Raw genomic sequence first — 20,075 nt, 5'->3', positions numbered from 1 at the left:
CCCCCTGTGATCAAGACGACTCCAGCGTACTTGTCTAATATGTCAGGAAAATGACAGCCGAATGTCATTTCCATGACGCAAGTCAATGTCATTCGGGGATCGTGCATAATTACCACACTCGCCCAGCCGAAAGACATGATGAAAGACCAGGACCCACCACACATCACGCCCTACACCAAGCCGGCAGCCGGCTGGGATGCCTTGAAACACGTGGCCATCAGCCTGCGCCAGGAGCGGGTCGCGCCCGGCAATCTGAAAGCGCTGCTGGCGCAAAACCAGCCGGACGGTTTCGATTGCCCCGGCTGCGCCTGGCCCGACCGTGACCACGCTTCCACGTTTGCCTTTTGCGAGAACGGCGCCAAGGCCGTCGCCGCCGAAGCGACCAGCCGGCGCGCCGGCCCGGAACTGTTTGCCAGCCATACCGTCACCCAGCTGCTGCAACAGTCGGACTACGCGCTCGAACAGCATGGCCGCCTGACCGAACCGATGGTGTACGACGCTGCCAGCGACCGCTACGTGCCGGTTTCCTGGGATGACGCCTACGCCCTCGTGGGTCGCCACCTGCGCGCCCTGCCCGATCCGGACCAGGCCGCGTTCTATACGTCGGGGCGCGCCAGCAACGAAGCGGCCTTCCTGTACCAGCTGATGGCGCGCCTGTACGGCACCAACAACTTCCCCGACTGCTCCAACATGTGCCACGAGGCCACCAGCCGCGGCTTGCCGGCCACGGTGGGCATCGGCAAGGGCACGGTGACCCTGGTCGATTTCGAACTGGCCGACACCATCCTCATCTTCGGCCAGAATCCCGCCACCAACCACCCGCGCATGCTGGGCGAACTGCGCGACTGCGCGCGCCGCGGCGGCAGCATCGTTTCCATCAATCCCCTGCGCGAACGGGGCTTGCAGCGCTTCATGGACCCGCAAAGCGCGCTGGAAATGGCGACCCTGGGCAGCACGCGCCTGGCCGGCCTGTTCGTGCAGCCGACCCTGGGTGGCGACTTCACCCTGATCAAGGCCGTCGCCAAGCGCGTCGTCGAGCATGACGATGCGGCGCTGGCGGCAGGCAGGCCCGCCGTCGTCGATCACGCTTTCATCGCGGAACACTGCAGCGGCTTCGACGCCTTCCGCGCCGACCTGCGGGCCGAAAGCTGGGACTTGCTGCTGAAAGAATCGGGCGTGGCGCGCGCGCAGATCGAGGCATTGACGGACATCTTCGTCAAGGGCCAGCGCATCATCGCCACCTGGGGCATGGGACTGACGCAGCACAAGCACAGCGTGGCGGCCATCCGCATGCTGTCGAACCTGATGATGTTGCGCGGCCAGATCGGCAAGCCGGGCGCCGGGCTGTGCCCCGTGCGCGGCCACTCGAACGTGCAGGGTGACCGCACGGTGGGTATCGAGGAAAAGCCGACCAAGGCCTTCCTCGACCGCCTGGGCCAGGTATATGGATTCGAGCCGCCGCGCGCGCATGGCCACGATGTGGTGGCCAGTATCGAAGCCATGCAGCGCGGCGAGGTCAAGGTGTTCATCGCGCTGGGCGGCAATTTTGCCGCGGCTACGCCGGACACGCCGCTCACTTTTGCCGCCCTGCGCCAGTGCGCGCTGACGGTGCAGGTGGCCACCAAGCTCAATCGCAGCCACCTGGTCATCGGCAAGGAAGCCTTGCTGCTGCCCACCCTGGGCCGCACGGAGATCGACCTGCAGCACGGCGTGGCGCAGGGCGTGACGGTGGAAGACTCGATGAGCATGGTGCATATCTCGTACGGCCGCAATGCGCCCGCTTCGCCGCAGCTGCGCTCGGAAGTGGCCATCGTGGCCGGCATGGCCGAAGCGACGGTGGGGAGCAGCCTGGTGGACTGGCGTGCGTATGCGGCAGACTATGCGCGCATCCGCGACGATATCGAGAAGGTATTTGACGACTTTTACGACTACAACGCCAGGGTGGCGCAGCCGGGCGGCTTTCATCTGACGGTGGCGTCGCGCGAACGCCTGTGGAAGACGGCCAGCGGCAAGGCCAGCTTCCTCGTCGCCCCGCTGGACCTCGACACGCCGCTGCACCGCGCCCGCGCGCGGCATGGCGAGCGCCTGATGGTCTTGATGAGCACGCGCTCGCACGACCAGTACAACACCACCATCTACGGCATGGATGACCGCTACCGCGGCGTGTACGGCACGCGCAAGGTCGTCTTCGCCAACGCGGAAGATATCGCCATGCTGGGCTTTGCCGATGGCGACCTGGTGGACTTGATCGGCGCCTGGGACGATGGCGTGGTGCGCCGCGCCGACGGCTTCCGGCTCGTGGCCTACGACATCCCGCGCGGCTGCCTGGGCGCGTATTATCCGGAGACGAACGCGCTGGTGCCGCTGGCCAGCACGGCCGACGGCGCCGGCACGCCCACGTCGAAGTCCGTCCCCGTGCTGCTGCAGCGCAGTGCTGCCTAAATACTGATACCGGGCGTGTAGTCGACGTACGCATCCTGGCGGCAGAAACCCACCAGCTTCATGCCCGCCTGCGTGGCGATGGAAATGGCCAGCGAACTGGGCGCGGAGATCGTCGCCAGCAACGGTATCTGCATGCGCGCCGCCTTGCGCGCCAGCTCGTAGCTGCCGCGGCTGGACAGGAAGACGAAGCCGCGCCGCATGTCCGCCCCGCTCAGTGCCAAATGGCCGATCAGTTTATCCAGGCCATTGTGGCGGCCGACATCCTCGAATACGTGCGCGATTTCGCCATCGGGCGTGCACCACGCGGCCGCGTGCACGCCGCCCGTTTCCCGCATCAGCGCCTGGTGTTCTCGCAAGCCGCTTGATGCGCGCGCCAGCGCGGCCGGCAGGTCGACGTGGATCAGCGCCGGCGGCAGCGCTGCGGGCCGCAAATCGAGCATGTCGATGCTATCGATGCCGCACACGCCGCAGCCCGTGCGGCCCGTGAGTTGGCGGCGCCGGTCCTTCAGGCGCACGAAATCTTCCTGGGCGATGCTCAAAGCCACTTCGGCGGAATCAGGACGCAGGAACACTTCGCAGTCGAAGATGGCGCCAGCGGAAGCCACCACGCCCTCCGTCAGCGCGAAGCCGTAGGCAAACGCTTCCAGGTCGCGCGGGGTGGCCATCATGACGACGTGGGAAATGCCATTGAAGACCAGCGCGACGGGAATTTCCTCGGCGACGTGGTCGATGGCTGGGGTAGAAATGCCCGCCTGGTGGCGGACAATGGCGCGCTCGACAAAGCCGGCGCGTTCAATCTCTGTATCTTCTGACATGGCAACCATGGGGGGAACTAGCACAGGCCCCATGGTAAACCAGAACGGGCAGACAGGGGGCGGCCCCTGCCCGCGCCATCAATCCTTCTTCGGACGGCCCGTTTTCAGCTGCGGCAAGCCGGCCAGCACGTTTTGCAGGGTAGCCAGGTCGATCTGGCTGATCAGCGCCACGCCGATGCGCAGCAATTCGCTTTTCTTGATCTCGAAACCAGCCTTCAGGCAGGCTTTTTTCACCTGGCCCAGGACTTCGTATTCCGCTTCCGGCATGGTGAAGCTGTCGCGCACCAGTTTCGGCTTGCGGGCTTTTTCCTTGACGGCGGCGACCTTGGCGACCGGCGCTTTTTTCGCTGGCGCAGGCTTGGCGGCCGCCTTGGCTACCGGTTTAACGGCGGCTTTCGCGGCCGGCTTGGCGACGGTTTTCACCGCAGGTTTGGCCGCCGGCTTGGCGACAGCTTTCACGGCTGGCTTGGCTGCCGGTTTGACGGCGGCTTTGACGACGGCTTTGGCCGCAGGCTTGGCAACGGCGGCCTTCGCTGCCGGTTTGGCGGCTGGCGCCTTGGCCACGGCTGGCTTGACCGCCGCTGGCTTGGCTGCCGCCGGCTTGACGGCGGCTTTTGCCACTGGCTTGACGGCTGCTTTCGCAGCTGGTTTAGCGGCGGGCTTCGCGGCCGGTGCCGCCTTGGCCGCAGCCGCATTGATCGAGGCGCTGGTAGGGAACATCGATACGGGCGCGCTGTCGGCTTTTTTCGCTGGGATGGTTTTGGTCATGGATTTTCCAATCTAATAAATAATATAAACAATATATACTGTTTTTTAAAATCTTGCTTGCTGCACATCAAGTCATGCGCACGGCATGACCTTCTAGGCACTGGCGCGGATGGTGAAATCGACCCCGACCCCATCCCAGAATTCCTGCTCCTTCTCGATCCAGAACGACACGGTGGGATGGTGTGCGACCCAGCCGCGCTTGATATCGAGTTCGATGCGGTTCTTCATGCGCAGGCGCAGTTCGCTGAAATCGGCTTCGATGCGCGCATGCATGAGCAAGATCGACAGGCGCAGCGCCAGCACGGCCTTGGCGAAATCGGGGTCGGATAGCACTTCGCCGATCTTGCGCAAGTTGCCCTTCTGCGCCAGGATCAGCCGGCTCATGGTCTTCTGTTCGCGCGTGGTAAAGCCGGGCAAGTCGGCGTTTTCCACGATGTAGGAGGCGTGCTTGTGGTAGCCCGTCTGCGACACGGCCAGGCCCACTTCGTGCAGCAGGCTGCTCCAGCGCAGGCATTTCACCAGGGCGTCGGACGTGGGCTTGAGCTGCGCATACATGGCCAGCGCCTGCTCGGCCACCCTGCCCGCGCGCTGCTGGTCGATATGGAATTTCTCCATGCAGCCCTGCACCGACTGTTCGCGGCGGTCGCGCTTGGTCGAACGCAGGTACAAATCCCACATCACGCCCATGCGCAAGCCCGCCTCGATCGGCGTCATGGCGGGAATAGCCAGTTCGCGGAACAGGCCGATCAAGATGGCCAGGCCGCCGACGATGGTGCTGGCGCGGTCGGGGCGCAAGCCGGGCATGTCGATGCGGCTGGTGTGGCCGAGTTCAATGAAACGGCGCGCCAGCGCATCGAGGCTGGCGCTCGTGAGCAAGCCGTCACCCAGCTTGTTGCGGGCGATGATGTCGGCGATGGTGCGGATGGTGCCGGAAGAGCCGTAGGCCGTCTTCCAGTGCTGCGGACGGTACGGCGGCGCGGCATCCTCGAAATGGCTGCGCGCCGACAGGATGGCCGCCTCGAACGACGGCGCGTCGATGCGCCCGCCGATGAAGAACGACAGGCTTTGCTTGACCGTGCCCAGGCTGAACGACTCGACCCGTTCGATATCGTTGCCGCGCCCCAGTATCAGTTCGGTCGAGCCGCCGCCGATATCCATCACCAGCCGGCGTTCGCCGGGAATGGCCAGCGCATTGGCCACGCCCATGTAGATCAAGCGTCCCTCTTCCTCGCCCGAGATGATCTCGATCGGATGGCCGATGGCTTGTTCGGCCAGCGGCAGGAAGACGGCGCCGTTGCGCGCCACGCGCATGGCCGACGTGGCCACCACGCGCACGGCATCGAGTTCGAAGCCAGCGAGGATGGCGCGAAAGCGCTGCAGGCAAGCCAGGGCGCCCTGCATGGCCGCTTCGGTCAGGTCGCCATTGGCGTCCAGGCCAGCGGCCAGGCGTATCGGGTCGCGCACGCTCTTGACCACGCGGATCGTGTCGCCATCATGCTTGCCGACGTGTAAACGAAAACTGTTGGACCCCAGGTCCACCGCTGCATACATACTGGCCTCTTGTCTTGTCATTACTGTGCCAACTGAAAAAGTTGGCAAACTCAGTTACTAAACTATATAAATCATTTAAACGATTTAAAAATCCTACCACACTACCCTCATCGTATGACAGCGGCGTGACAGGATTGTGACAAAACGGCGACCAGCCGCGGTGCTTATGGGACGATAGTGGTAAACAGATAGACCGCGAAAATCACCAGATGCACCGTGCCCTGCATGACCGTGGTGCGGCCCGTGCCCAGCGACAGGGTGGCCACCATCAGCGACAGCAGCAACAGCACCGTCGACTTGATATCGAGTCCCAGGGTAATCGTCAGGCCCGTGGCCAGCGACACCACCACCACGGCGGGAATCGTCAGGCCGATGCTGGCCAGCGCGGAACCGAGCGCCAGGTTCAAGCTCGTTTGCAGGCGATTCGCGCGCGCGGCGCGCACGGCGGCCAGGCCTTCGGGCAGCAGCACGATGGCGGCGATGACGATGCCGACCAGGGTTTTCGGCGCGCCCATGGCGGCAATCGCCGTCTCCAGCGCGGGCGCCAGCGACTTGGCCAGCAGCACCACGGCGCCCAGGCACACCAGCAGCGCGCCGGCGCTGACCCAGGCGACGGTGGCCGTGGGCGGAGCCGCATGCACCTCTTCATCGCCAACGGCTTCCTTGGGCAGGAAGTAATCGCGGTGGCGCACCGTCTGCACCAGCACGAAGGTGCCGTACAGGACCAGGGAAATGACGGCGATGAAGATCAACTGGCTGGAATTGTAGAAGGGACCGGCGGCGCTCGAGGTGTAGTTCGGCAGCACCAGGGTCAAAACGGCAATCGCCGCCAGGGTGGCCAGCGAGGCGCTCACGCCCAGCAGGCCGAAGGTCTGCTCCTTGTGGCGCCCGGCGCCCAGCAGCAGGCAGATGCCGACGATGCCGTTCAGGATGATCATGATGGCGGCAAACACGGTATCGCGCGCCAGCCCTGTCGTTTCCGGTCCGCCGGCCAGCATCAGCGAAACGATCAGCGCCACCTCGATCAGGGTCACGGCCAGCGCCAGCACCAGCGTGCCGTACGGTTCGCCGATGCGGTGCGCCACCACTTCCGCGTGGTACACGGCGGCCAGCACGCTGCCGATCAGGCCAGCCACCAGCAGTATCTGGTAGGCGCCGCCGACATTGAAGGTGGAACCGAACAGGAACAGCCAGCCGGCAACGGGGGCGGCAAGCGGCCATACAGGCAGGGATTTGAGCATTTTCATTATGGGCCTGGCAAGAGTAAGAAAGAGGAACTGCGGTGCGGACGGCACAGGGCAGCCTGGCGTGCGCTCGATAGCATAACTTGCTTAGCTTAAATGAAAGTTAGGGAATGCACACGTTCGGGTAGCGGCGCCCCGCGCCTTGCTCATCGTTCGAGCCCCTTGCTGTGATGCACCTGCTTGCTACCAGTAACTATAGTCCCTTTGGTAACATGCCGTTGCAATTTTCTTGTGTTTTTGCTTCCGGCTGGCGTCATAATGCAGGGCCCGCCCTCGCGGCACCGACCAAGGACAGACCATGATTTCCGTACACAGCGCCGCCATGCGTGCATTCATCCTCGCCGGCAGCTTGCTGAGCGCCGCCGCACACGCGGACACTCCGCCAGCGCAGGTCGACGCGAACTGGGCCACCGCGCCCGCGCCTGCCGCAGAGCCAAGGTGGCAAGACAGCCTGCCGCCCGCGCCGCCCGTGGAACCACGCGAAGAAAAGATCCTGCCCAAGAGCGAATGGCTGACCGTCGAACCGATGAAGGCGCCTGACCATCGCTGCGATCCCGGCCTCGATGCCTTGTTCTTGCCTAAAGAATGCGGCAAGGAACCCAGCTGGCTGGGCTCGCGCAAGAAGTAAGCGGGCTTGGGCTGAATTAAATGTCCAGGGTGCTGGCACCCTGCGCTTCCACTACCCTGTTGCGGCCCGCCTGCTTGGCCGCCTGCAGCGCCTCGTCGGCGCGCTTGAACAGGCTGACGGTGCTGTCCTCGGCGCGGATGGTGGTCACGCCCAGGCTGGCCGTCAGCTGCAGCACGGCGCGCTCCGTCTTGACGGGCAGCACTTCGACGGCGGCGCGGATGCGCTCGGCCACCATCAGCGCATCGGCCAGGGTCGTGCGCGGCAGCTGGATGGCGAATTCGGCGCCGCCCAGGCGGCCCATCAGGTCGCTGTCGCGCAACTGCTGGCGGCACGTGTCGACGATGGTTTTCAGCACCGCATCGCCCACCGGATGGCCATAGCTGTCGTTGACTCTTTTAAAGTGATCGATATTGAGCACCACCAGCGCCGTCGGCAAGCCAGGCCGGCGCGCCAGTGCCATCCATGGCGCCAGCGCCTGGTAAAAGCCGCGCCGGTTCGGCACGCCCGTGGCCGCATCGAGCACTTCCAGGCGCGCCAGCTCGCCGCCCAGTTTTTCACGCGACAGCAGCAGGTAGCCGAAAGCATTCGTCAGCATCATCAGGTACAGGGCGCCAAAACCGGCCAGCTGCAGCAGCTCCGCGTCAAAATCGGGGACGGCGGCAGCCAGCACGCCGCGCGCGGCGATCAGCAGCGACAGCAAGCCCATGCTGACGACGAGGAAACGGCGCAGCATGCTCGCCTCGCGCCACTTGAGGCACAGGGCGGCCACGCCGGCGAGGAAGAAACCGGCCACGATCAGCGAACCGCCGGCGCTGCGCAGCAGCGGCGCCACATCGAACAGATAACAGGCGGCAAACAGGGCCACCGACAGCCCCAGCGCCGGCAAGACATAACGGCGCCAGCCGCTGCGCCCGGCCGCCTGCCACAGCGCGCCCGCATCGAGCGCCATGCCGGCAAACAGCAGGCTGTTACCCAACAAGATGGAGAGGAAATCGGGCAGCACGCCGCGGAAGTACAGCAGGCACCAGGCCACGGCCTGGCATTGCTTGGCCACCGCCCAGGTGGACATGCTGAGCGACTTCTTGCGCTCGTACTCGAAGAAGAACAGGGCAGCGCACAGGCTCAGGTTGCCGAGCGCCAGGGCCAGTACCAGGGTCTTGATATCCATGGGCTACGCTATCGATGCGCAGGCGCGGCGCGCCAGGTCAGATTTCGTGCTCGACATTGGTGCTGCCGTCGCCGACCTTGCTGGCCCACGCCTGCACGAAATACTGCTTCTCCACGTCGCTGGGTGCCTCGTGCCAGAACACGATGAGGGTGCCCTTGTGGTCGTGGATCTGCGCCACTTTTTCAATGAAGCCGACATTGTCGGCCTGGTCGGCCAGCGCCGCCGCGTAGCCATACACGCGCGTCAGCCGCTCGATGCGGTCAGGCTCCGTAAAACTGTTCGTCGCCGTAATAATGGGGTGATCCAAAAACATGCTTGTCTCCATGGTGCCCGACTGCGCGGCCGTGCCGCCGCGCGCCGTATACATCTACATATACGCATGCTCGGCGCGGATTAATCGGGTATGCTCACGGGAGCTTATCAGATTTCTCTGAATGCAACAAAGCATCTCCCCCAGTCCACTCAGCGAAGTCGTCCCATGCCGGAAAACAGAAGCACCACCCCACTTGCCCCGCAGGTGCATACCTGTGGCGACCGGCGCCGCCTGGAATTCCAGCCCGGCATGATCCAGAGCGAAATGCTGCTGTCGCGCCCCGACCATCTGCTGCTGCGCTATGCGCGCGCCATGATGTGCTTTACCCTGTTCGTGCCGCGCCCGCGGCATATCCTGATGGTGGGACTGGGCGGCGGCTCGCTGCTGAAATTCTGCCACCGCCACCTGCCCGACACCCGCATCACCGTGCTGGAATTGCGCGCCGACGTGATCGCCCTGCGCGAGCAGTTCATGCTGCCGCCCGACGACGCGCGCCTGCGCATCATCGAGACGGATGCCGTCAGCTATATCCGCCAGCATCCGGGCTGCGCCGACGTGCTGCTGCTCGACGGCTATGACGAGACGGGCTTGCCGCCGGCACTGGGCAGCGCGCGCTTCTATGCGGACTGCCTGCGCGCGCTGCTGCCCGGCGGCGTGCTGGTGGCCAATCTGTTCAGTTATGACGAGCATTACCCTGCCATGCTGGCGCGCCTAATGCTCACCTTCCGCGGTGCCGTGTGCCACTTCGATGGCATCGCGGGCAATAACCGCATCATCTTCGCCGCCAAGCCGAAGCAAGGCCAAGGCGCCGACGGCCGCGCCGTGCGCGTGGTGCGCCTGGTGCGCTGGCGGCGGATGGCCGGCCTGGCTTTCCTGAACCGCTGGCTGCCGGCCTGGCAGTTGTGGCGTGTGCGCCGCCAGTCAGGCGCGGGCAGCGACTAAAAGTCGCCCTCCCCGGCCATAGATATTGTTGCTTATTAGCAGTGATTTGGTGCAAAATCAGCATGATGGATGTGGTTTATGACAAACTACGGCCTGCGTGGGGCCGGCAGGCGCCGCCGAACCCATGTATCCATGAAGTGAGATAGGAAAAACCATGCTGCGTGGCCGCCTGCCATTGTCAATTTCTGCCGCGGCCGCGCTGACCTTTGCCTGCGGCGTCAGCGTGACGGCCGTGCTGTTCGCCGCCATCAGCCAGCTCGAATACGACAAGATGAGCCTGAGCCTGCAGCAGCGCGCCAGCGCCAGGGTGGCCGCCATCGAGCAGGGACTCGACGATGCCGTCGAGGTGCTGACCACGACGAACCAGCTGTTTGCCGCCGTCGTGCCCGTCACACGGGAACAGTTCCACGACTTCACCACGCCGCTGCTGCAGCGCCACCCGTTCATCCAGGCCTTCAATTTCCACCGCATCGTGCCGCATGCGCAGCGCGCGGCATTCGAGGCCGAGCTGCGGCGCATCGTGCCCGACTACGCCATGACGGAAATGCGCGATGGCGTCGTCGTGCCCGCCACGACGCGCGCCAGCTACCTGGTGGTGGACTACCTCGAACCGTTGCAGGGCAACCGCCCCGCCTTCGGCCTGAACGTCAGCCCGAACGGCGTGCTGGCGCGCGCGCTGGAACAGGCGATCGTCAGCGGCCAGACCACCGCCACCGGCCTGCTGGCCCTGGCGCAGGGACCGCAGCAGGGCTTCGTCATCGTGCGCCCCGTGTACCGCCACGGCGTGCCCCTGCAGACGGTACAGCAGCGGCGCGCGGCATTGATCGGCGATACGGCGGTCATCGTGCGCGCCGGGGAACTGGTGCAGAAAATCCTCGCCGGCGCCGACCTGCTGGGCGACTCGCAGCTTGAACTGAGCGTCTACGCCGATGCCGGCGCCGACCCGCGCCAATTGATCTTCCGGCATGGCCAGGCGCCTGCCGACGAACCGGGCGGCGCGTGGGAATCGCTGCCCCGCTGGCTGCACTTTGCCTACCACAGCCATTATGACCGGGCCTTCGCTTCCGCCGGCCGGCCCTGGCACGTGCGCGTGGTGGCCCATCCCCGCCCCTTCCTGGCCGACCACCTGGGCTCCCTGTTTACCCTGATCACGGGTTTGCTGTTCAGCGTATTGACGGCCGCCTTCGTGCAGTCGCTGACGCAGCGTTCGCGCCGCGTGCAACTGCTGGTGGAGCAGCGCACGGCCGACCTCAAACGCAGCAACGAGCTGCTCAGCGCCGACGTGCGGGCGCGCCAGCGCACGGAGCGCGCCTTGCAGGAGAGCGAAAAGCGCTTCCGCCGCCTGCTGGCCCTGTCCTCGGACTGGTACTGGGAACAGGATGCCAACTTCTGCTTCACCCACATCACCAGCGGTTTCACGGACAAGTCGAACATGCCGCTGGAACGCTTCATCGGCCTGACCCGCTGGGACAACAATGCAGAGATGCGCAATTCGCGCTGGGGCAAGCAGCATATCGCCAACCTGGAAGCGCACCTGCCCTTTTCCAACCTCGAATATGCGATGCAGGACCGCGATGGCCAGCTGCGCTGGTTCAGCATCAATGGCGAACCGCTATTCAACGAGCTGGGCGAATTTCGCGGCTACCGGGGCACGGGTTCGGAAATCACGGAACGCAAGCTGGCCGAGCAGCAAATCCAGCACATCGCCCACCACGACGTGCTGACAGGCTTGCCCAACCGCGCCCTGCTGCGCGACCGCCTGGCGCAGGCGATGGCCCTGTCGCGCCGTAAGAACCGCGCATTGTGGGTGCTGTTGATTGACCTCGACCGGTTCAAATTCGTCAACGACAGCCTGGGCCACAAGGCTGGCGACCTGCTGCTGAAAACCATCGCCACGCGCTTGCAGGCCAGCCTGCGCGAAAGCGATACGGTGGCGCGCCTGTCCGGCGATGAATTCGTCGCCATCCTGTGCGAACAGGCGGACGAAGTGCTCAGCGGCGCCATCGTGCAGCGCGTGATGGATGCCGTGGCGCAGCCGGTGCTATTGGATGGCAAGGAATTCTTCGTCACCTGCAGCATCGGCGTGGCCGTCTATGACATGTCGCGCTACGACGCGCCCGGCGACGTGACCCTGAATGGCGAGACGCAGAACCTGATCGAGCAGGCCGACATCGCCATGTACTGCGCCAAGAAACAGGGCCGCAACAACATCAAGTTCTACACGACGGCCATGAACCAGGCCACCCTGGAGCGCCTGCGCATCGAGACGGCGCTGCGCAACGCCCTGGAACGCGAGCAGTTCGTGCTGCATTACCAGCCGCAGGTGGACCTGGCCAGCGGCCGCATCGTCGGCGTGGAAGCGCTGCTGCGCTGGCAGCACCCCGACCTGGGCATGGTGGCGCCGCAGCGCTTCATCGCGCTGGCGGAAGACACGGGCCTGATCGTGCCGATCGGCGCCTGGGTCATGCGCGAAGCGTGCGCACAGGTAAAACGCTGGCATGCGGCGGGACTGGACACCTTGCGCCTGGCCGTGAATCTGTCGGCGCGCCAGTTCAACGAGCCGAACCTGGTGGCGTCGATCGCCGACGTGCTGCTGGAAACGGGCTTGCCGCCGGCCTGCCTGGAGCTGGAACTGACGGAAAGCCTGTTCATGCACGACGTGGCGCTGGCCGTCAGCCAGCTGCACGACATGAAGGCGCTGGGGGTGAAGCTGTCGATCGACGACTTCGGCACCGGCTATTCCAGCTTCGCCTACCTGCGCACCTTCCCCATCGACGTGCTGAAGATCGACCGCAGCTTCGTCGGCGACGTGGCGCGCGACGCGGACGATGCGGCCATCGTCGTATCCATCATCGCCCTGGCGCACAATTTGAAGCTGCGCGTGGTGGCCGAAGGCGTGGAAACGGCCGAGCAGCTCGATTACCTGCGCCGCCATGGCTGCGACGAGGCGCAAGGTTTTTACTTCAGCCGGCCGCTGCCCGCGCACGAAGTGGAAGCGCTGCTGCGGGCGGAAGAAACGCACGTCATGCTGTAGCCGGCGGCGGCACCCTGGCGCCTAATTGCAGTTCCTGCCAATCGGGCTCAATGCCCGCTTGCTCGAGAAACGACGCCACGTCGAGCGCGCGGGCCGGATCGATGTCCTGTTGCGGATGCATCCACAGCAAGTCGCATTCCGTGCAAACGATCACCGTCTGCCCCGTCTTCTTGACCGTTGCGTGCAGCAGGTCGCCATATTCGCCGCAGGTGGGGCACTCCATGCTCTTCGCCTTCATGCCCGGGCTTACAGCTTCTGTTGCAGGAACTCGAGGAAGCAGCTGATGCGCTGCGCCAGTTGCGTATTGCGGTAATACACGGCGTGGATCTGCTGGCGGTAGCCCGTATAGAACGGCTGCAGCACCTGCACCAGGCGGCCGGCCGCGATGTCGTCCTTCGTCATGAAGTCGGACAGGCAGACGATGCCCTGGTCGTGCAGGGCCAGCTGGCGCAGGGTTTCGCCGCTGGAAGCGGCCAGTGCGGGCACGATCTGCAGGCTGTTGCCGGCTTCGTGGCGCAGCGGCCAGCTATTGCCCAGTTCATATTGCGCAAAGCCCAGCAGCGCATGGCCGGACAGCGCTTCCGGCGTGGCCGGGGTGCCGTGGCGCGCCAGGTAGGCGGGCGTGGCCAGCACGTGCAGCGGACTGGCACTGAGGGGGCGCGCATGCAGGGTCGAGTCGACCAGGGCGCCGATGCGGATGGCGATGTCGGTGCGGTGTTCGAGCAGGTCGGCGATCTGGTCGTTGCTGGTCAGTTCCAGGCGGATGTCCGGGTACATGGCGCGAAATTCCGCCACGTGGGGCACCACGCAATGGAGCATGAAGGGCGAGGCGGCATCGACGGACAGGCGCCCGGCCGGCTTCTGGCGGCGGATGCGGATCGACTCTTCCACGTCTTCCATCGACGCGAGGATGGCGCGCGCCTTGTCCAGGAACAGCTGCCCCTCTTCCGTCAGCTCCATGCGCCGCGTGGTGCGCGTCAGCAGCGAGGTGGCCAGCTTGTCTTCCAGGCGAGACAGGGCGCGGCTGACGCCCGAGGTGGTTTGCCCCAGGTGCACGGCGGCCGCGCTCAGGGTGCCGCTGTCGATCACGGTGACGAAGATTTTCAGGTCGTCCGAATTGATATCCATTGTTGCCTTATTATTGCCGCATTGTTGCGCTATTTTCACATATCGCGCCATTATAATGGAATCATGGCAACAGTGAAGGCAGCAGCCAACGTCAGGCAACGTAGAACAAAATGGCGATAAAATGACAGCTACTGCCGGCCAGCACGAACAGGTGCCAGATGCCGTGGCCATGGCGCAGCTTGTGGTCGGTGGCATAGAAAGCGATGCCGCCCGTGTAGCACAGGCCGCCCGCCACCAGCCACAGGAAGCCGTTCCACTCGAGCGCGGCCAGCAGCGGCTTGATGCCGATGACGATGAGCCAGCCCATGGCCACGTAAATCACCAGCGACAGGATGCGCGCGCCTTTCGCGTACACATATTCCTGCACGATGCCAAGCAGGGCCAGGCCCCACACGACGCCGAACAGCGACCAGCCCCAAGGTCCGCGCAGGGTCACCAGCATGAATGGCGTGTAGGTCCCCGCGATGAGCAGGTAGATGGCGCAGTGGTCGAGCCGCTGCAGCACGGCCTTGGCCTTGCCGCGCATGCTGTGGTACAGGGTGGAAGTGAGGTAGAGCGTGAGCAGCATGGCCGCATACACGCTGCAGCTGACGATTTTCCAGGCATCGCCCGTGCGGGCCGCCACGACGATCAGGATGACGCCGCCGATGGCCGCCAGCGCGGCGCCCACCGTATGGGAAATGCTGTTGAACCGTTCACCGTAATACATGCATCACCGCCTGCCGCGTTAAAGACAGGCTCATCGTACACGCTTGGGGACCAGGTGACGCAACTTCACCCCAATAGAAAGGCCGGGGTCGGACCCTGAGGGTCCGACCCCAGTACCTGCTTGGGGGGGTGTCAATCAAGCTTCTTCCGCCTTCTTGCGCGCAGGACGGCGCGCCGGCGTCTTGCCCGGCGCCTTGGCTGGCTTGTCTTCGGCCACAACGGCCACTTCCACCGGCGCCGCTTCAACGACAGGTGCGGCTTCCACCACGACGTCAGCCGCCTTCTTGGCCGGTTTCTTTGCCGCTGCCGCCTTGCGGGCCGGCGTGCGCGGCTTGGCTTTCGGCTTCGCTTCCACTACCGGCTCAGGTACAGGCTCAGGTACAGGCTCCGGCATGGTTTCGACCACCGGCGCCACCTCGACGGCGACAACTTCGGCACGCGCTTCACGCCCGCCATCGCCATTTTTGCGGCCACCGCGGCCATTGCGGCGCGAACCGCGCTTGGCGTTGCCTTCTTCCGTCGCCACCTCGGCCACCGTTTCGGCGGCGGCTTCGGCCACTTCGTGCTGCACTTCCGGCTGCGGCGCCGGCGCATACTGCTCGACGACGACCGTTTCCGCGTCGGCCACCGGCACGAAAGCCTGTGGCGCGGACTCGCCGCGGCGTTGTTCGTTCTGCTTGCGGCCGCCACGGCCATTGCGGCGCGAATCGCGGCGGCTGCCGCCTTCGCGCTGATTGCCCTCTTCCGCCGTCACGCCCGTCTCGCCGGCGACGATGGCTTCGCTTGCGGCTTCGCCGTTCACGGCAGCGGGTACGGCCACCAGGCCGCTGCTGCGGTAGACATAGGCGCCCGATTTTTCATCGCGGCCAAATTCCAGCAAGCCGCGCGTCTGCGCTTCTTCCAGCAGGTTGCCGAAGGTACGGAAACCGTAATACGACTCGCTGAAATCGGGCTTGCGGCGCTTGATCGCTTCCTTCAGCATCGAGGCCCAGATCTTGCCGCTGTCGCCCCGTTCGGACACCAGCGCATCGAAGGTTTCGACAGCCATCTCGATCGCTTCCGTCTTGCGCGACTCGTACTTTTCCTTGCGGCGCACTTCCTCGTCCGGCGAACGCTTGGCGGCCGCAGCAGGGCTTTCGCGCGCGTCGCGCTTGGCGGCAGTGCGGCGGCTCTCGCGCACCAGGTCATCGTAGAAAATGAATTCGTCGCAGTTCGCCACCAGCAGGTCGGAGGTCGACTGCTTGACGCCGACGCCGATCACCTGCTTGGCGTTTTCGCGCAGTTTCGACACGAGCGGCGAAAAATCGGAGTCGCCGCTGATGATGACGAAGGTGTTGACGTGGGCCTTGGTGTAGCACAGGTCCAGCGCATCGACCACCAGGCGGATGTCGGCAGAATTCTTGCCGGACTGGCGCACATGGGGAATTTCGATCAGCTCGAAGTTTGCCTCATGCATGGTGCCCTTGAAACTTTTATAACGGTCCCAGTCGCAATATGCCTTCTTGACAACGATGCTGCCCTTGAGCAGCAAGCGTTCAAGGATGGGCTTGATATCGAATTTTTCGTAATTTGCATCTCGCACGCCAAGCGCGACGTTTTCAAAGTCGCAAAACACGGCCATGCTGAGGTTTTCTGGGGATGACGCCATAAGGGTGAATTCTCGCTGATGATAAGGGCGGACGGGAAGCGCAACGCCTCCCTTTTCGCCTAGTATATTCGCCCATCCCCCGTTTCGGCGACAACTATCGTGCGCAGCCCGCCTATTGCGCGCCGCCGGCGGCGCTCGCGCTGGCGCCGGCGACCGGCCAAACGACGCTTTCATCGACGGAATACAGCTGGCACGGCAGGCTGCTCCGGCGCTGGCACGAGGCCAGCGCGCGCACATCGGGGCTTTCGCCCTCCTCGGCCCAGCCCCAGGCGCCGCTGGCCGACAGGGCAAAGGCGCGCGGCGCGGCTTTCTCCAGGAAGACGCGGTAGGCGGCGCGCCCCTGCTCTTCCAGATACGGCACGGCGGCGATATCGTCCTGCGGCGCGAAATGCGTGGCGGCCGGCGACGGCGCCTCGGCCACGCGGTAGACCTGGCGCACCGGCATGCCGATCTTCCGCAGGAAGCGCTCGGTGGCGGGCAACCACACGGCCACGCCGTCGCGGCTGCCCAGGGTCAGGTGCGCGTCGCGCTTGAACGGACCATAGGCGAGCAATTGCGCCCGGCCGCCCGATCCGGTAAAGGAATTGAACAGCCGCCGCGCCAGGGCCGGCGAAAAATACGAGTCATTCGCGCCATACAGCCACAGGCTGGGGATGTGGTTGTAGGCGCCCATGGTGGCGAAGGACTTGGCCAGCGCCCCTTGCCAGTCGCAGCCGGGCATGTCGACGCGCAAGCCGCCGGAAAAATTGAGCACGCCACGCACGCCGGGCAGCACCCGGGTGGCCAGCGCCAGTGCCGCCATGCCGCCATACGACTGGCCCGCGACGACGATGCGTTCCGGGTCGACCCAGCTCTGGCGGCGCGCATAGGCCAGCGCGGCCAGCACGTCACGCGCCTGGCCCTGGGCGTTGCCCAGCATGTCGCAGCCGAAATCGCGGTAGGCGCCCGTGGAACGCGCAAAGCCGGCGCGCATGGGCAGCATCACCGCATAGCCGCGGCGCACGAATTCGGTCGCCATATAGATGAAGCGCTCGCGCGCCTGCAGCCGGGCCGGGCCGGCCTGCTTGCCATGATTCATCAGCAGCAGGGGAAACGGGCCGGGGCCGGCTGGACGGAACACCGTCGTTTCCAGCATCTCGCGCAAGCCGTCGCCGGCCGGCACCATGATGACCTGCTCGTTCAGGCGCACATCGAGCGGCAACTGGGAGAGAGCAAGCTGGGCTTTCAGGGGCAAGCAAGGCAGGCAGAGCAGAAAACCCAGGAAAAGAGGACGAAACAGGTGAAAAATGGCGGACTCCGTGGATGACTTCCCTGCCAGTCTAGGCAGCGAAATGCCACAGAACAATATAAAAAAATTACGTGATGCACCTATTTTTTGCGGCAACCGCCTGCAAGAAAAATTGTTGCCTTGCACCAACCACTTTTCCCGCTGGCGGGAGTAAACTGGGCGCATTCTGAAGGAGTTGCCATGTCCATATCCGCCCTCACCACCGGTACCTCGGGGCTGACCGCCAACCAGCGCGCGCTGGATGTGGCCGCCAACAATATCGCCAATGCGAATACGCCGGGCTTCCAGCCGCAACAAGCCGAGTTCCAGGAAGCCAGCCCGGCCGGCACTGGCGTCACCCTCTCCGTCGAAGGGCGCAAGCTGGCCGCCAGCGAAAGCGTCAGCGGCGCCAACGCGAATGCGGCCAAGGCGGCGGAAAGCCGGCCGAACGGCGTGGGCCTGGCGTCCGAGCTGACGGATAACCTCGTCTACAAGGCCGGCTTTAATTTATCGGCGAATGTCGTCAAGGCGGCCGACCAGGCCTTGGGCAGCCTGATCGACGTCAAGACCTGAGGCAGCAAACATCCACGGCGACTATCGACACGCTAGTCCGGTTTTTGCATTTCCAGCACCAAAGGCGCCATCGCCGGCGCAATCAGCGCCAGCAGCCGTTCGGCGGGAATGCCGTCGCGCGCCTGCACCGACAGGCCATGCAGCAAGGCCGCATAGTAGTCGCCCAAGGCCTGCACGTCCGCCTCCCCTTTTAATTCTCCCGCCTGCTGCGCCGCGCGCAGGCGTTCGATGACGGCTTGCGTGCGTGCGCGGCGGTGCTGCGCCAGCCAGTCGGCGATGCCCGCGTTTTCTGCGCTCGTATTCGTGGCGGCCGTGACCACCATGCAGCCTTGCGGCTGGCCGCTGCGCGTGTACAGCAGCACCGCTTCTTCCAGCATGCGCGCCACCGCGTCGCGCACATTCAGGCTGGCCGCCAGCGCATGCACGGCAAAAGCGCCTTCTCCCGTTTCATACAATTCCACGGCTTCGCGGAACAACTGCTCCTTCGAGCCGAACGCCGCATAGATGCGCGCCGAGGCGATGCCCAGCGCCGCCACCAGGTCAGCCATCGATACGCCTTCATAGCCGCGCGTCCAGAACGCGTCGCGCGCTTTTGCCAGCGCCAGCGCGCGGTCAAATTCCCTCGGTCTTCCTGCCATCTCGATCCTCTGCTTGCGAAGTGGCGGCCAGTATAACGCCTGGCGCCCACGGCGCGTTCCCGATTTATTTTGCATCACGGGCTTGACCGAAGGGAAAATTTCGCCTATTCTTTGTCGATCGACAAACAATAGGAGCCGATATGAAAACCATCCAAGGACCAAGCCTGCACCTGGCACAATTCGCCGCCGACACGGCGCCCTTCAACACCCTGCCCGCCATCGCCGAGTGGGCGGCCGGCATGGGCTTCAAGGCCCTGCAGATCCCCGCCTGGGATGCACGCCTGTTCGACGTGGCGCAAGCGGCCCATAGCCAGCAATACTGCGACGATCTGGTCGCCATGCTGGCCAGCCATGGCCTCGTCATCAGCGAACTGACGACGCACATCCTCGGCCAGCTGGTGGCCGTGCACCCGGCCTACGACGCGCTGTGCGACAGCTTTGCGCCGGCACACCTGCACGGCCAGCCGGCGGCGCGCACCGAGTGGGCCATCGAGCAAGTGAAACTGGCGGCCATGGCATCGAAGCGCCTGGGCCTGACCGACATGGGCACGTTCTCCGGCTCGTTCGCCTGGCCCTACCTGTTCCCGTTCCCGCAGCGCCCGCCCGGCCTGATCGAAGCGGCCTTCGACGAACTGGCGCGCCGCTGGCTGCCCATCCTCGACGTGTGCGAAGAACAGGGCATCAACCTGTGCTACGAAATCCACCCGAGCGAAGACCTGCATGACGGCATCAGCTTCGAGATGTTCTACGAGCGCGTGGGCCGCCACCCGCGCTGCAAGATGCTGTTCGATCCGAGCCACTTCGTGCTGCAGCAGCTGAACTACCTGGAATTCATCGACATCTACAAGGACCATATCCGCATGTTCCATGTGAAGGATGCGGAGTTCAATCCGACGGGGCGGCAAGGCATCTACGGCGGCTACCAGTCGTGGGAAAACCGCGCCGGGCGTTTCCGTTCGCTGGGCGATGGCCAGGTCGACTTCAAGGCCATTTTCTCGAAGATGGCGCAGAACGATTACGCGGGCTGGGCCACGCTGGAATGGGAATGCTGCCTGAAGGACCAGGAAGTAGGCGCGCGCGAAGGCGTGGCCTTCATCAATGCCCACATCATTCCCGTGACCGACAGGATCTTCGACGACTTCGCCGGCGCCCCCGTCAGCGCGCAGCAGATCAATACCCTGCTCGGCATCGAGCACAACTAACAAGGA

General features: G+C 64.7%; 18 protein-coding genes. 6 read left to right on the top strand and 12 right to left on the bottom strand.

The annotated features are described in order from the left end of the window. Positions 1–135: 135 nt before the first annotated feature. Positions 136–2,442: an FdhF/YdeP family oxidoreductase gene (locus JAB1_RS05585; protein ID WP_070279129.1), complete on the top strand. Its 2,307-nt coding sequence runs from the start codon at positions 136–138 to the stop codon at positions 2,440–2,442. Here the strand turns inward: JAB1_RS05585 and fdhD are convergent. From fdhD to JAB1_RS05565, 4 genes are all read right to left on the bottom strand, one after another. Beyond that, complete coding sequence (gene fdhD / locus JAB1_RS05580; RefSeq protein ID WP_083299576.1) at positions 2,439–3,266, bottom strand: formate dehydrogenase accessory sulfurtransferase FdhD; 828 nt, start codon at positions 3,264–3,266, stop codon at positions 2,439–2,441. The genes JAB1_RS05585 and fdhD overlap by 4 nt on opposite strands. A gap of 69 nt (positions 3,267–3,335) precedes the next feature. After that, positions 3,336–4,025 carry a hypothetical protein gene (locus JAB1_RS05575; RefSeq protein WP_099387357.1) on the bottom strand — a complete coding sequence of 230 codons (690 nt, stop codon included), beginning with the start codon at positions 4,023–4,025 and terminating at the stop codon, positions 3,336–3,338. A 93-nt stretch (positions 4,026–4,118) separates the two neighbouring features. Next, the gene (locus tag JAB1_RS05570) at positions 4,119–5,576 is read right to left on the bottom strand and encodes a Ppx/GppA phosphatase family protein (protein ID WP_070279127.1); all 1,458 of its coding nucleotides are present in this window, start codon (positions 5,574–5,576) and stop codon (positions 4,119–4,121) included. Positions 5,577–5,740: 164 nt separating this feature from the next. Continuing rightward, positions 5,741–6,823, bottom strand: coding sequence for an ionic transporter y4hA (locus tag JAB1_RS05565; protein ID WP_070259032.1), 1,083 nt, complete (start codon positions 6,821–6,823; stop codon positions 5,741–5,743). A 295-nt stretch (positions 6,824–7,118) separates the two neighbouring features. Here JAB1_RS05565 and JAB1_RS05560 point away from each other — a divergent pair, with 295 nt between their 5' ends. Then, the gene (locus JAB1_RS05560; protein ID WP_070279126.1) at positions 7,119–7,448 is read left to right on the top strand and encodes a hypothetical protein; all 330 of its coding nucleotides are present in this window, start codon (positions 7,119–7,121) and stop codon (positions 7,446–7,448) included. A 16-nt stretch (positions 7,449–7,464) separates the two neighbouring features. Here JAB1_RS05560 and JAB1_RS05555 read toward each other — a convergent pair whose 3' ends face one another. Then, positions 7,465–8,616, bottom strand: a complete 1,152-nt coding sequence (locus JAB1_RS05555; RefSeq protein ID WP_070279125.1) for a GGDEF domain-containing protein — start codon at positions 8,614–8,616, stop codon at positions 7,465–7,467. 37 nt (positions 8,617–8,653) lie between these two features. Then, positions 8,654–8,929, bottom strand: a complete 276-nt coding sequence (locus tag JAB1_RS05550; protein WP_034782903.1) for a hypothetical protein — start codon at positions 8,927–8,929, stop codon at positions 8,654–8,656. 165 nt (positions 8,930–9,094) lie between these two features. Here JAB1_RS05550 and JAB1_RS05545 point away from each other — a divergent pair, with 165 nt between their 5' ends. Continuing rightward, positions 9,095–9,871, top strand: coding sequence for a transferase spermidine synthase (locus tag JAB1_RS05545; RefSeq protein ID WP_070279124.1), 777 nt, complete (start codon positions 9,095–9,097; stop codon positions 9,869–9,871). 154 nt (positions 9,872–10,025) lie between these two features. Further along, the gene (locus JAB1_RS05540) at positions 10,026–12,905 is read left to right on the top strand and encodes an EAL domain-containing protein (protein WP_070279123.1); all 2,880 of its coding nucleotides are present in this window, start codon (positions 10,026–10,028) and stop codon (positions 12,903–12,905) included. Here JAB1_RS05540 and JAB1_RS05535 read toward each other — a convergent pair. The 5 genes from JAB1_RS05535 to JAB1_RS05515 all read right to left on the bottom strand — a co-directional run bounded on the left by JAB1_RS05535 (position 12,895) and on the right by JAB1_RS05515 (position 17,623). Beyond that, positions 12,895–13,128, bottom strand: coding sequence for a hypothetical protein (locus tag JAB1_RS05535; RefSeq protein WP_139144437.1), 234 nt, complete (start codon positions 13,126–13,128; stop codon positions 12,895–12,897). The genes JAB1_RS05540 and JAB1_RS05535 overlap by 11 nt on opposite strands. Positions 13,129–13,151: 23 nt before the next feature. Continuing rightward, on the bottom strand, positions 13,152–14,033 hold the full coding sequence (locus tag JAB1_RS05530; RefSeq protein WP_034782846.1) for a LysR family transcriptional regulator: 882 nt from the start codon (positions 14,031–14,033) through the stop codon (positions 13,152–13,154). A gap of 91 nt (positions 14,034–14,124) precedes the next feature. Then, positions 14,125–14,742 carry a hemolysin III family protein gene (locus JAB1_RS05525; protein ID WP_070279121.1) on the bottom strand — a complete coding sequence of 206 codons (618 nt, stop codon included), beginning with the start codon at positions 14,740–14,742 and terminating at the stop codon, positions 14,125–14,127. A gap of 135 nt (positions 14,743–14,877) precedes the next feature. Next, positions 14,878–16,389 (bottom strand): NYN domain-containing protein, encoded by a 1,512-nt coding sequence (locus tag JAB1_RS05520; RefSeq protein WP_071653299.1) that lies wholly within the window; start codon positions 16,387–16,389, stop codon positions 14,878–14,880. Positions 16,390–16,501: 112 nt separating this feature from the next. Next, entirely contained in the window at positions 16,502–17,623 is a 1,122-nt protein-coding gene (locus JAB1_RS05515; protein ID WP_254671985.1) for a CocE/NonD family hydrolase, read from the bottom strand. Positions 17,624–17,857: 234 nt separating this feature from the next. Between JAB1_RS05515 and JAB1_RS05510 the strand changes: the two genes are divergently transcribed. After that, entirely contained in the window at positions 17,858–18,229 is a 372-nt protein-coding gene (locus JAB1_RS05510; RefSeq protein WP_034782850.1) for a flagellar basal body protein, read from the top strand. Between the two features lie 32 nt (positions 18,230–18,261). On the opposite strand, the gene JAB1_RS05505 is transcribed toward JAB1_RS05510, so the two are convergent. Next, positions 18,262–18,867 (bottom strand): TetR/AcrR family transcriptional regulator, encoded by a 606-nt coding sequence (locus JAB1_RS05505; RefSeq protein ID WP_070259047.1) that lies wholly within the window; start codon positions 18,865–18,867, stop codon positions 18,262–18,264. A 140-nt stretch (positions 18,868–19,007) separates the two neighbouring features. Between JAB1_RS05505 and JAB1_RS05500 the strand changes: the two genes are divergently transcribed. Beyond that, the gene (locus JAB1_RS05500) at positions 19,008–20,069 is read left to right on the top strand and encodes a sugar phosphate isomerase/epimerase (protein WP_070279119.1); all 1,062 of its coding nucleotides are present in this window, start codon (positions 19,008–19,010) and stop codon (positions 20,067–20,069) included. The last annotated feature ends 6 nt before the right edge of the window (positions 20,070–20,075 follow it).

The sequence above is a fragment of the Janthinobacterium sp. MP5059B genome (assembly GCF_001758645.1).
Classification (GTDB): Bacteria; Pseudomonadota; Gammaproteobacteria; order Burkholderiales; family Burkholderiaceae_D; genus Janthinobacterium; species Janthinobacterium lividum.
Note: the sequence above shows the minus strand (reverse complement) of the source record. Positions and strands in the feature narration are given on the sequence as shown.